13 protein-coding genes and 1 tRNA gene are annotated in these 10,994 nt (G+C 61.5%); 5 read left to right on the forward strand and 9 right to left on the reverse strand.

Translation table 11 applies throughout. The features are described 5' to 3' along the window. Nucleotides 1-224 precede the first annotated feature (224 nt). Nucleotides 225-301, reverse strand: a tRNA-Met gene (locus J2T55_RS13025). A gap of 63 nt (nt 302-364) precedes the next feature. Continuing rightward, nucleotides 365-997 carry a cAMP-activated global transcriptional regulator CRP gene (gene crp / locus J2T55_RS13030; RefSeq protein ID WP_259057800.1) on the reverse strand — a complete coding sequence of 211 codons (633 nt, stop codon included), beginning with the start codon at nt 995-997 and terminating at the stop codon, nt 365-367. Nucleotides 998-1,130: 133 nt separating this feature from the next. On the opposite strand from crp, the gene J2T55_RS13035 reads away from it, so the two are divergent. Beyond that, entirely contained in the window at nt 1,131-1,556 is a 426-nt protein-coding gene (locus tag J2T55_RS13035) for an OsmC family protein (protein ID WP_259057802.1), read from the forward strand. Here J2T55_RS13035 and J2T55_RS13040 read toward each other — a convergent pair. The 5 genes from J2T55_RS13040 to J2T55_RS13060 form a co-directional block, all read right to left on the reverse strand. After that, nucleotides 1,540-1,929 carry a cyclophilin-like fold protein gene (locus tag J2T55_RS13040; RefSeq protein WP_259057804.1) on the reverse strand — a complete coding sequence of 130 codons (390 nt, stop codon included), beginning with the start codon at nt 1,927-1,929 and terminating at the stop codon, nt 1,540-1,542. The genes J2T55_RS13035 and J2T55_RS13040 overlap by 17 nt on opposite strands. A gap of 45 nt (nt 1,930-1,974) precedes the next feature. Then, entirely contained in the window at nt 1,975-2,976 is a 1,002-nt protein-coding gene (locus J2T55_RS13045) for a response regulator (protein ID WP_259057805.1), read from the reverse strand. A 207-nt stretch (nt 2,977-3,183) separates the two neighbouring features. Continuing rightward, nucleotides 3,184-3,480 carry a sulfurtransferase TusA family protein gene (locus tag J2T55_RS13050; protein WP_259057807.1) on the reverse strand — a complete coding sequence of 99 codons (297 nt, stop codon included), beginning with the start codon at nt 3,478-3,480 and terminating at the stop codon, nt 3,184-3,186. 63 nt (nt 3,481-3,543) lie between these two features. Then, nucleotides 3,544-5,589 (reverse strand): TonB-dependent receptor, encoded by a 2,046-nt coding sequence (locus J2T55_RS13055; RefSeq protein ID WP_259057809.1) that lies wholly within the window; start codon nt 5,587-5,589, stop codon nt 3,544-3,546. 77 nt (nt 5,590-5,666) lie between these two features. After that, nucleotides 5,667-5,993, reverse strand: coding sequence for a hypothetical protein (locus J2T55_RS13060; protein ID WP_259057811.1), 327 nt, complete (start codon nt 5,991-5,993; stop codon nt 5,667-5,669). Nucleotides 5,994-6,059: 66 nt separating this feature from the next. On the opposite strand from J2T55_RS13060, the gene J2T55_RS13065 reads away from it, so the two are divergent. From J2T55_RS13065 to J2T55_RS13080, 4 genes are read left to right on the forward strand one after another with little or no spacing between them, the layout of a single operon-like run. Continuing rightward, the gene (locus J2T55_RS13065; RefSeq protein WP_259057812.1) at nt 6,060-6,572 is read left to right on the forward strand and encodes a Fur family transcriptional regulator; all 513 of its coding nucleotides are present in this window, start codon (nt 6,060-6,062) and stop codon (nt 6,570-6,572) included. A 2-nt stretch (nt 6,573-6,574) separates the two neighbouring features. Further along, nucleotides 6,575-7,414, forward strand: a complete 840-nt coding sequence (locus tag J2T55_RS13070) for a metal ABC transporter solute-binding protein, Zn/Mn family (RefSeq protein WP_259057815.1) — start codon at nt 6,575-6,577, stop codon at nt 7,412-7,414. A gap of 21 nt (nt 7,415-7,435) precedes the next feature. Further along, the gene (locus J2T55_RS13075; RefSeq protein WP_259057818.1) at nt 7,436-8,182 is read left to right on the forward strand and encodes a metal ABC transporter ATP-binding protein; all 747 of its coding nucleotides are present in this window, start codon (nt 7,436-7,438) and stop codon (nt 8,180-8,182) included. Beyond that, a complete protein-coding gene (locus J2T55_RS13080; protein WP_259057820.1) occupies nt 8,175-9,032 on the forward strand; it encodes a metal ABC transporter permease in 858 nt (285 codons plus the stop codon). The genes J2T55_RS13075 and J2T55_RS13080 overlap by 8 nt, the downstream gene beginning before the upstream one ends. A gap of 245 nt (nt 9,033-9,277) precedes the next feature. Here J2T55_RS13080 and aroG read toward each other — a convergent pair whose 3' ends face one another. Then, a complete protein-coding gene (gene aroG, locus J2T55_RS13085; protein ID WP_259057822.1) occupies nt 9,278-10,369 on the reverse strand; it encodes a 3-deoxy-7-phosphoheptulonate synthase AroG in 1,092 nt (363 codons plus the stop codon). A gap of 77 nt (nt 10,370-10,446) precedes the next feature. Further along, nucleotides 10,447-10,785: a histidine triad nucleotide-binding protein gene (locus J2T55_RS13090; RefSeq protein ID WP_259057823.1), complete on the reverse strand. Its 339-nt coding sequence runs from the start codon at nt 10,783-10,785 to the stop codon at nt 10,447-10,449. Nucleotides 10,786-10,994: the final 209 nt, after the last annotated feature.

The raw sequence follows: 10,994 nt of genomic DNA on the forward strand, positions 1-10,994 counted from the left end.
CGCTATGACAAACTGCAGCGAAACTATGCCAGTATGATTGCGTTGGCCTGTGCAATCATGTGGCTGCCCATGTGAAAGATCAACAGGCCCTAGTCATCCATATTCGCGCACGGTGATTAAAAAACGTGGGCATTCAATAAGTTATGACGTTTCACGAATCACTGTAATTATTTCACTAAATGCTGCGAATTTCTCAACAAACGCCAAAACCTACAGAATATGACTGGTGGCTATGGGTGGGCTCGAACCACCGACCTCGGCATTATGAGTGCCGCGCTCTAACCGGCTGAGCTACATAGCCAGGATGGTAAAAGGAAGCGGGATTTTCCGGACTCGGCCGCGCCGTGTCAAGTTTCCGTCCGTGCTAGCGGGTGCCGAAGACGACGATGGTCTTGCCGGACACGGAGATCAGGTGGTCTTCTTCCAGGTCCTTGAGTACCCGGCCGACCATTTCCCGCGAGCAGCCGACAATCCGGCCGAGCTCCTGGCGGGTGATGCGGATCTGCATGCCGTCGGGATGGGTCATGGCATCGGGTTCGCGGCACAGATCCAGCAGCGAGCGGGCGATGCGGCCCTTGACGTCGGTGAAGGCCAGGTCGCCGACCTTGCGACTGGTCTTGCGCAGGCGCATGGCCAGCTGCGCGCCGATGGCATAGAGCAGGTCCGGAAACAGCGGCGTCAGGGCTTTCAGGCGCTCGTAGCTGATCTGGGCGATTTCGCACTTGTTGCGGGCGCGGACGAAGGCGCTGCGGCTGTTGGAGTCGAACAGGCCGATTTCGCCGAAGAAATCGCCCGGATTCAGATAGGCGAGCACGATCTCGTGGCCCTTGGCGTCCTCGATGAGGACGGTGACCGAGCCGCTGATGATGTAAAACAGGTCGCGCGACGGGTCGCCGGCGCGGATGATCACATGCTTGGGCGGGAATGTCCGCTGGTGGCAGTGCTCCAGGAAGCGGGAAATTGTGTCTTCGTGCACCTGTGAATTCATCGTTGTCATCGTTATTGGCTACCAGATAATGGGCGGCCCTACCTTCCCCAACCGCTTAGTGTATGTGAGCCCCAGAAGCTTGTCGAACTATGATAGGCTTTTCGACTGTTTCTAAATTTTCCGCGCGGGAGTGCAAGCAGTCATGGAAACGGTAGTCAGCTGGGCCGGCGGTGCGGCCTTTATCGGTCAGACCGGCAGTGGCCACAAGGTCGTGATGGATGGCGCCCCCGAGGGCGGTGGCCGCAATCTCGGCGCCCGGCCGATGGAAATGCTGCTGGTCGGCATGGGTGGCTGCACCGCCTATGACGTTGTCAATATTCTGCGCAAGTCGCGCCAGCCGGTGAGCGACTGCCGGGTCGAGCTCAGTGCCAGCCGCGCCGAGCAGGATCCCAAGGTGTTCACTGCCATTCACGCGCATTTCATCGTCAGCGGCGACGGTCTGGATGAAAAGGCCGTGGCCCGGGCGATCAGCCTGTCGGCGGACAAATACTGCTCGGCCTCGCTGATGCTGGGCAAGACCGCCGAAATCACCCACGATTACGAGATCGTCGCTACCGAAAGCCGCTAGCCGGGCCCATGCGCACGGCACTACCGGCCGGCACATCCCGCAGGGCGTGTACGTCCTCCAGCAGTGCATGGCCCCAGATGTTGACCGGCGCCGCCAGGCGGATTTCATCACCCTGCGACAGCGGCGTTGGCCCGAAGCCGATGGCAATAACCCCGCCCGCCGGCCAGTAGGCCAGCTCGCCGGCGCTGACCACCGCGCGGGCATCGGTCTCCAGCTCACACTCCAGCGCCAGCGGAAAATAGACTTCGTCGCCCCAGGTGCTGATGCTGGCCTGGTGTGGCAGGGCTGCGGCAATGGCGCGTGCGGTGGCCGTGTCGGCGGGTTCGACAGTGAGCCGGACATTGCCGATTTCAATTACGATAGGTTCGTTCATGGGCCGATGATCGATGAGATGGGTGCGGGCTTCAAGCCGCCGGGATTATTGTTCGGTATCGGGATCGCTGTCGGCCCGGCCGACGCGCAGCAGCAGCCCGGTGGGTCCGGTCACGATGCGATGTACCAGCGCCGGCTGGCTGTTGGTGCCGGTCTTGGTGAAGATGCGCTTCAGATGGGTGCGCGCCGTGGAGATACTGATGTGCACCGCCTGCGAGGCCTTTTCCAGGCGCGGATCCTGCACCAGCGCGGCGGCCAGTCGCGCCTCGGCGCGGGTCAGCTGATACATGTCGCGCAGGGTTTCAATCATGTGGTCGACGTTCTTGAGCGGATTGAACAGGAAGGCGATGGCGATCGGTAGTTCCTGGCTGTAATTGTTGGTGCGCGCATCCAGCGGCGTGACCAGGATCTGCAACGGGTAGGTGCTGTCGTCGCCGATGAGCAGCGAGCCGCCGTCTTCCGACAGCACCAGTTTCTGCAGCGCCAGGGTCAGCCCGGCCGTATCGCAGGCCAGCCGGCCATTATCGATCTGCAGCGGCAGATCGCTGTTGATGATGTCGCGCGCGATCTGGTTGATAAAGGATATCTGCAGTTGCTGATCCAGCAACACGACGCCGGTGGCAATGTAGTTCAGTGCCTCGGACAGCGCGTGTTCGGCAGTGAGCAACTGGCGTTGCTGAACCTGTTGCAGCGCCAGTTCCAGGGTCGTGCGCAGATCGTTTTCGCGTAGCGGTTTGTTGATATAACCGAGCGGCTGGCTGCACTTGGCGCGTTGAAAGGTATCGTTGTCGGCATGTGCGGTGACGTAGATGACCGGTATCGACAATTCCTGCTGAATGGTTTTCGCCGCCTCAATGCCATCGGGGCCATCGCCCAGGTTAATATCCATCAGGACGATATCGGGCAGATGAGCGCGGGCGCTTTCTATGGCCTGCGGAGCGGTGTTGGCCAGTGCCGGTACCTGGTAGCCCAGGTTCATCAACTGCAGTCTGATGACCGTTGCGGTCGTGCGGTCGTCATCGACGACCAGTATTTTCGCCAGAGGCATGTTTGTGTTCGGTTTGTGGCCGGATATGAAAAATCATGGTAACGCGTTATCGGCCGGGTCCTTATACCCCAAATGGGTGATTTTTGCGGGTGGCTTGTTTCATATACTGAAACGTTGTCTCTGACTTTAGCGGTGACAGTACAGCCCAGTATAGGCCGCGAGGCTGGTTACCGGACCAACCGGGTGCGCCGGGCGCAAGCGCCAGCGTCAGGCGGGACGGGCGTTTTCGACCCGGCGGATGTAAAACGCATAGACGCCCTCATCGTCTTCCACCTTGTGCACCAGCTCGTGGCCGGTGCGCGCGCAGTAAGCCTCGAAGTCGACGACCGAGTGCGGGTCGGTGGCCTCGACGTAGAGAACCTGACCGATTGCCATGCGATTGAGCAGGACCTTGGTCTTCAGAATGGGCAGCGGGCAGTTCAGTCCCTTGGCGTCGAGCTGGTCGTCGTAATGAAGCTGTTCGGTGGACATCGGCGTTGATACGGGCTTGATGGAAAGCACCATTATACCACCCGTGCCGACCGGAAAAGACCCGCCCGGCCATGGCCGGGCGGGGATTGCGGGCTGCTAGAAGCGGGCATTCAGTCCCACCAGGAAAGAACGGCCGACCAGCGGTGCGGCGTCTTTCAGGAACGAGTTGTGCCGGCGGGCATCCTCGTCGAGCAGGTTGCGGGCGCGCAGGAACAATCGCGTTTCCGCCGGTGCCCGATTTAACGTATAGGCAACGCCGGCATTCAGCATGCTGTAGCCGTCGGTTTCGGTCTCCAGTGGTGCCGCGCGCTCCTGTTCGAAGACGAAGATGTTCTCGATATCCGCCTGCCAGGGGCCGCGGTGGTAGTCGAACGCGAAGCCGAGCCGTGCCGGCGAAATGCGCGGCAGGTTATCGCCGTCGCGTGGCCCGCCATCGAGCCGGCCGCGAACCCAGTCGGCGAACACGCGCAGGTCCAGGGCGCCATTGGCGTTGTCGAACAGGCCATACATGACCTCGGCCTCGGCGCCGTAAAACAGCGCATCGGCCTGGCTGTAGTCGACCAGCAGCAGCTCGTCGCCCGGGGCACCGGCGTCGTCGACGAAATCCGCCTGGCCGTCGCCGTCACTGTCCTGCGACTGCAGGTAGATGAAGTCCTCGATGTAGTTGACGAACAGGTTGACCCGCCAGGTGAGGCCGCCGTCGGTCTTGCGCAGGCTGAGGTCGATGTTGTTCGAGGTCTCTTCCTTCAGGTCGGCGTTGCCGCGCTCAAAGGTGCCGGTCGCCAGGTGCGGACCGAACGACAGCAGTTCCTCCAGTGCCGGCGCACGTTCGGCGCGGCTGGCGTTCAGGCCGACCGCGTAGCCGGGCGTGAACTCATACAGGGCGCCGCCGGAGACGCTGTAGACGGTGTGAGAGATGTCATCACTGTTGGCCGGTTCGGTGTCCTGATGCTCGATACGGCCACCGAACTCGAAATGCCAGTCGCGCCAGTCGGTATCCTCGAACACGAACAAGCCGATCGATTGCTGCTCGGCCGGTGGCACGAACGCTTCCTCGCCGATAGCGGCGAAGTCGCGGTCGATATACTGCAGTCCGAAGCTGCCGGTGAACGGGCCAATCGGATCGTGGTTGAACTCGAGCCGGCTTTCCCAGGCCTCGTTCTCGAACACGGTGCCGACCTCGCCGGGGCCCTCGAACTCGGTATGCGTGTAGTCGTTGTAGCCGCTGCGGAAACTGATGCTGCGCAGGCCGGGCAGGGGCTGGTCGAGCTGGCCGGCGAAATCGATGCGGTCCTGCTCCTGATCGATGAACACGTCTTCATGGCCGTGCCCGTGGTCGTCATCATGATCGTCGTCCTCGGCCGTGGGAATGCCGTAGGTCGATTCGTAACGGCCGATGGCAACGCCGAGGAATCCGCGGCTGCCGACGAACGAGCCGCCGAGGTTGTAATTGCTCGACTCGACGAAGCTGTTGTCGATGGTGCCGATCTCGGCCTCGTAGTCCTGGGCGTCGCGCTCCAGGCCGTCAAAATGGAAGGCGAACTGATCGCCGCCGCCGCGTGCCTTTACGCCCAGCGTGCGGCCGTTGTTGGCCGATTCGTACTGGCCGAGGACGTCGGCCGCGAAGTCCGGTACGTATTCGGGGATGCGACCGGTGACGACGTTGACCAGGCCGCCGGAAGCACCGCTGCCGTAGAGCAATGTCGCCGGGCCGCGCATGATCTCGATCTGCTCGGCCTGGAACGGCTCGATCGTGACCTGGTGATCGGCACTGATCGTGGACACGTCGAGCGCGCCGATACCGTCCTGCAGGACGCGCACGCGTGGCCCGTCGAGACCGCGGATGACCGGCCGGCTGGCGCCGGCACCGAAGTGGCTGCCGGTTACGCCGGGTTCGTGGTTGAGGGTCTCGCCGAGGGTGTTGCTCTGGTGGCGTTCCAGTGCCTCGCCGGACAGGATCGTTACCGGCTGGGCCGTGTGTTCCAGGCTCTGCGAGCCCGGCGGCCGCGAGGTGATGGTCAGGGTTTCGAGCCGGGCATGCTCGGCGTCGTGGTCAGCGTTGTTATCCTGCGCCGTGGTGATCACGGGCAGCAGCGTCAGCGCGCCGAAAACGGCGGCGCCATATCGGGCTGAATACTTCATGGTTTTATCTCCGCAAAACGGGACGGCGCGCCATCTGCGGCGCGCCTGTGGTGACTCGGGTGTTTGTCAGGATCCGTTCAGGAGAGACGCGGTGGCGCGCGCGGCTGGAAGGCGGCAGCCGGTGAACGCGGGGGTACCGCCAGAGTCGCGACTACAGCGAGTTCGCCGCGGGCGGTGTCTGATACGCAGCCCGCGGGTGCGGACGGCTGGCCCCAGGACTGCTGCAGGTGGAAGCCGTCGCACTGGGCGGTTTCGGCATGCAGCGGCGTGTCGAACAGATGATGCGCGGCCGCGTGCGTGACCGCGGCGTACTGCATCAGCAGTACCAGCAGCAGCAGGGCACGCATCAGTAGCGGGCGGCGCGTCAGGCCGGCGGCGGCATTCATTGGCAGGTTCGGATTCACATCAATTATATGTAATAATATAACATAACTTGTTTGCAGCCTGTTTCCAAGCGTCATCGATGAGCCATGTCGAGTAAAGAACCGAACAACCGCCAACAGGTGGTCACGCCCTTCCAGGACGAGCGCCACGCCCATGCCGACTGTTTGCAGACGGCGCTAGCGGCGGCCGAGGCACTTTGTACCCAGCGCGGCCTGCGGCTCACCGCCCTGCGCCGGCGCGTGCTGGAGCTGGTCTGGCAGAGTCACGAGCCGGTCAAGGCTTACGACGTACTCGACAAGCTGCGCGCCGAACATCGTGGTGCGGCGCCGCCGACCGTGTATCGGGCGCTGGAGTTTTTGCAGGCCGAGGGCCTGGTACATCGCATCGAGTCGTTGAATGCTTTCATCGGCTGCGGCGCGCCGCAGCAGTCGCACGATGGCCAGTTTCTGATCTGCCGTGGTTGTGGGGCCGTCGCCGAGATCGACGACGCTGAAATTACGCACCTGTTAACGCGCAAGGCGCACACGCTCGGTTTCCAGATCGATGACGAGACGATCGAGATTCGTGGCCTGTGCGGCGGTTGCCGGAATACGGGCTAGCCATGCGTGGCGGGTTGCTGTTGCTGGGCTGTTTGCTGTGGCTGTCACCATTGCCGGCGAGCGAACGCCTGTCGCTGTTCGTCAGTATTCCGCCACAGGCTTGGTTACTGGAACAGCTCGGCGGTGAACGCTTCACGGTACGCACCATGCTCGGACCGAACGCCAACCCGCACAATTACGATCCGGCGGCACGTCAGCTGGTGGCGCTGGCCGATGCGCACGCGTATTTCACGATCGGTATCCCGTTCGAGTCGATGTGGCAGCAGCGGCTGGCCGCGATCAATGCCGACATGACGTTCATTCACTGTGGCGCCGACACGCACGAGCACGATCATCACGATCACGACGCCAAGGCGCACAGCGATCCGCACATATGGACCAGCCCGCTCGAGGCCAGTGCGATCGCCGCCTGCATGGTGCGCGCACTGACACGCATCGACCCGGATGGCAAAGAGGTATACGCGGACAATCTGACGCAGCTGCAACAACGGCTTGCTGATCTCGATCAGCGGATACGGGCACTGCTGGCCGACAACAACAACAGTGTCATGCTGGTGCAGCACCCGGCCTGGGATTACTTTGCGGCCAACTATGATCTGGAGCAGCTGGCGATCGAGCAGGACGGCCACGAGCCGAACGCCCGCCACCTCGTGCGGGTGATCGAACGCGGGCGCGAACTCGATCTGAAAACGGTTTTTACCCAGAGCCAGTACGGCCAGGCAGCAGCACGGCTTGTCGCCGATGCGATCGATGCCCGCATTGTCGAGGCTGATCCGATGGCGTACGACTATCCGGCCAGCCTTATCGGACTGGCGCGGTCCTTGGCCGGCGACGCTGAATAGACATATATGAACAGGGATGCCATGCAAAGTGATGCGCAGACACTAATCAACATCGACAACGTCAGCTATGCCTACGACGATCGGCCGGTGCTGGAAGACATTACGCTGGACATTCAACGTGGCGAGTTTCTCGGCCTGATCGGACCGAACGCCGGCGGCAAGAGTACGTTGCTGAAACTGATCCTGGGATTGCTGCAGCCGGATCGCGGCACGATCCGGGTGTTCGGCGACAGCCCCGCCAGCGCCCGCGGTCGGCTCGGCTACGTACCGCAGCACGCCGCTTTCGGCCGTGACTTTCCCATCAGCGTCGAGGAGACGGTCATGCTCGGCCGGCTCGGCCTGTCAGGCAGCTACGGGCGCTTCAGCCGTGATGATCATGAACGCGCGCGCGCGGCGCTGGCAACGGTCGAGATCGAGGACCTGCGTCGGCGTGGTCTGCAGGAACTGTCAGGCGGCCAGCTACAGCGCGTTTTGATTGCCCGTGCCCTGGTATGCGAACCGGAAGTCCTGCTGCTGGACGAGCCCACCGCAAATATCGATATGCGCGCGGAGGAGGATATCTTCGCATTGCTCAAGGAATACAATGCGCACATGACGATCGTTGTCGTCTCGCACGATATCGCCTTTATCTCGACCTATGTTTCACGCGTCGCCTGCCTGAACCGGCAACTGGTCTGTCACCAGACCGCGCAGCTGGATGGCAAGCTGATCGAACAGCTCTACGGTGCACCCATGCACCTCATTAATCATAACCATCACCATGACTGAATTCTTCGGTGCGCTGGCCGCACATTCATTTCTGCAACATGCCTTGCTCGCCGGTCTGCTGGCCAGTATTGGTTGCGGCATTATCGGCGCGTTCGTGGTCGTGCGCCGCATCAGTTTTCTTGCCGGCGGTATCGCCCATGCCGTGCTTGCCGGCATGGGCATCGTCTATTTTTTCGGTGGTGCGCCATTGTACGGGGCGTTGCCGGCAGCGGTGATTGCTGCACTGGTGATCGCGATCATCAACCGCCGTTTCAAGCAGTATGAGGACACCCTCGTGGCGGCACTGTGGTCACTCGGCATCGCCATCGGCATCGTCTTCATCTCCAGCACGCCGGGCTACAGCGTTGACCTGCTTGGCTATCTGTTTGGCAATATCCTGCTGGTGACCGAGGCTGATCTGATTCTGATGGCGATCCTCGACGGTGTCATCCTGCTGGTGACGGCGCTGTACTACAAGCAGTTGCTGGCGATCTGTTTCGACGAGGAGTTTGCCCGCGTGCGCGGCGTACGCGTCGAGCTATTGCATGTATTGCTGTTGATCATGGTGGCGCTGACCGTGGTGCTGCTGGTCAAGGTGGTGGGACTCATCCTGGTCATGGCGTTGCTGACCCTGCCGGCAGCGACGGCCATGCAGTTCTCGCGATCGCTGCTCAAGATCATGGGTCTGGCGATGATCTTCGGCGGGCTGATCTGCTCGACCGGGCTGTGGCTGTCCTACACGCCGGACCTGCCGGCGGGTGCGACCATGGTCATCACCGCTGCGGTTTTATATGTTCTGGTGTTACTGCTGACGGCGTTCTACAAGACACGCCGGCGCCGGCAGGGGATCGAGGAAATGGCGAAGCGTTGATTGGTGACTGGTAACTGGTGATTCGTGATTGGCGGGTCCTGACGTCTGTGGAAACGGCTAGCAATCGGCGAATTCTTCGGTGTATGTTTCGCCGAATAAATTCGGCTCCTACAGGTGGTGAGTTATTGGAGATTGCCAAACCCCAACACCTGTAGGAGCGCAGCTTGCTGCGCGAATGATCCGGCACCTTGACAAAAAATGACGCCGGATCACGCTAGTTTTAGTCACCAGTCACCAGTCACCAGTCAAACCCGCTCCGTTTCCGGTTGCGGATTCTTGCCGGCGACGCGGCGCTGGTGCGCGGCATTGGCAAGCAGGTCGAGTAACGGCTCGGTCTGTTCCCAGCTGATGCAGGCGTCGGTGATGCTCTGGCCGTAGACCAGATCCTGGCCTGGCACGACGTCCTGACGACCGGCAACCAGGTTGCTCTCGATCATCACACCCATGATGCGCTTTTCACCGTGGCTGAGCTGGTTGGCGACGTCGCGACCGACTTCCAGCTGCCTGTCATGCTGTTTCTGGCTGTTGGCGTGACTGAAGTCGACCATGATGTTGGCCGGCAGTTTCGCCTTGGTCAGATCGCTGGCGGCCTTCTCGATACTCTCGGCGTCATAGTTCGGTGCGCCGCTGCCGCCGCGCAGGATGATATGACAGTCCGGGTTGCCGCTGGTGGCGAAGATCGCCGAGGTGCCGTCTTTCGTCAGTGACAGGAAATGATGCGGCTGCGATGCTGCACCGATCGCGTCGATGGCGACCTTGATGGTGCCGTCGGTGCCGTTCTTGAAACCGACCGGGCAGGACAGGCCCGAGGCCAGTTCGCGGTGCACCTGGCTTTCGGTTGTGCGTGCGCCAATCGCACCCCAGCTGATCAGATCGGTGACATACTGCGGCGTCACCAGATCCAGGTATTCGGTGCCGGCGGCCACGCCCATGTCGTTCAGGTCCAGCAGCAACTGGCGCGCGACGCGTAGACCCTTGTTAATCTCGAAGCTGCCGTCGAGGTTCGGATCATTGATCAGGCCTTTCCAGCCGACCGTGGTACGCGGCTTTTCGAAATACACGCGCATGACGATCAGCAGATCGTCGCTGTACTTGTCGATTAACGGTTTCAGGCGCGTGGCGTATTCCTTGGCCACCGCCGGATCGTGGATCGAGCAGGGACCGGCGATGACCAGTAGGCGCTCGTCGTCGCCGTTAAGAATGTCGTGTATGGCACGGCGGGTCTTCAGTGTCGTGTCGGCCGCCTTGTCGGTAATCGGAATCTCGTCGCAGACCTCAGCCGGCGGCGACACCGGCCGAATCGAGTCAATGCGCAGATCGTCGGTTTGATACGTCATGGTTCTTATCACAATTCTAGCGGGGAAAAATCAGTACCTTAGCGTAATATCGCCGGTTTTTCCATGGCTGCGGGCGGTCAGCCCGGTGGCCAGTCGAAGGCGCGTCCGGCGAGCAGATGCAGATGCAGGTGGAACACACTCTGCCCGGCACCGGCGCCGTTGTTGATGACGACGCGGTAATCCTCGAGTTCCTGTTCGGCGGCGATATTTTTCAGGGTCATGAGCAGGTAGCCGAGTAACTCCTGCTGGTTGCTCTCGGCATCAGAGAGTTTGACGATCGGCGCTTTGGGGATGACCAGGATATGCACCGGCGCCTGCGGATTGACGTCGCGAAACGCCAGGCAGCGTTCGTCCTCGTAGACGATGTCCGCGGGGATTTCGCGATTGATGATTTTGGCGAAAATGGTGTCGCTCATGGCGGTTCCTGTGCTAACTGCAACGATGGCAAGATCACACAGGTTAGCCGCTGGCCGCGGCGACTGTCCAGGGATCCGGCCCGGCCCGCATGGGCCGGGCACGGCAAGTTGTGGCTAGGGCCTGTTGATCTTTGCGGTTTAATTAAGGATGGGCATGGTGCCTGTTATCATTGTTTTTCCGACAAAACAGTGAGTTGAGGCGACCATGC

This window comes from Methylohalomonas lacus (assembly GCF_024808875.1).
GTDB classification, from domain to species: Bacteria; Pseudomonadota; Gammaproteobacteria; order Methylohalomonadales; family Methylohalomonadaceae; genus Methylohalomonas; species Methylohalomonas lacus.

Excerpts from the sequence above, each read along its gene's own strand:
- J2T55_RS13055 (WP_259057809.1), bottom strand. The coding sequence starts at position 5,589 with ATGAAGTATTCAGCCCGATATGGCGCCGCCGTTTTCGGCGCGCTGACG.
- J2T55_RS13065 (WP_259057812.1), top strand. The coding sequence starts at position 6,060 with ATGTCGAGTAAAGAACCGAACAACCGCCAACAGGTGGTCACGCCCTTC.
- J2T55_RS13090 (WP_259057823.1), bottom strand. The coding sequence starts at position 10,785 with ATGAGCGACACCATTTTCGCCAAAATCATCAATCGCGAAATCCCCGCG.
- J2T55_RS13075 (WP_259057818.1), top strand. The coding sequence starts at position 7,436 with ATGCAAAGTGATGCGCAGACACTAATCAACATCGACAACGTCAGCTAT.
- J2T55_RS13080 (WP_259057820.1), top strand. The coding sequence starts at position 8,175 with ATGACTGAATTCTTCGGTGCGCTGGCCGCACATTCATTTCTGCAACAT.
- aroG (WP_259057822.1), bottom strand. The coding sequence starts at position 10,369 with ATGACGTATCAAACCGACGATCTGCGCATTGACTCGATTCGGCCGGTG.
- J2T55_RS13070 (WP_259057815.1), top strand. The coding sequence starts at position 6,575 with ATGCGTGGCGGGTTGCTGTTGCTGGGCTGTTTGCTGTGGCTGTCACCA.
- J2T55_RS13035 (WP_259057802.1), top strand. The coding sequence starts at position 1,131 with ATGGAAACGGTAGTCAGCTGGGCCGGCGGTGCGGCCTTTATCGGTCAG.
- J2T55_RS13050 (WP_259057807.1), bottom strand. The coding sequence starts at position 3,480 with ATGGTGCTTTCCATCAAGCCCGTATCAACGCCGATGTCCACCGAACAG.
- crp (WP_259057800.1), bottom strand. The coding sequence starts at position 997 with ATGACAACGATGAATTCACAGGTGCACGAAGACACAATTTCCCGCTTC.
- J2T55_RS13045 (WP_259057805.1), bottom strand. The coding sequence starts at position 2,976 with ATGCCTCTGGCGAAAATACTGGTCGTCGATGACGACCGCACGACCGCA.
- J2T55_RS13040 (WP_259057804.1), bottom strand. The coding sequence starts at position 1,929 with ATGAACGAACCTATCGTAATTGAAATCGGCAATGTCCGGCTCACTGTC.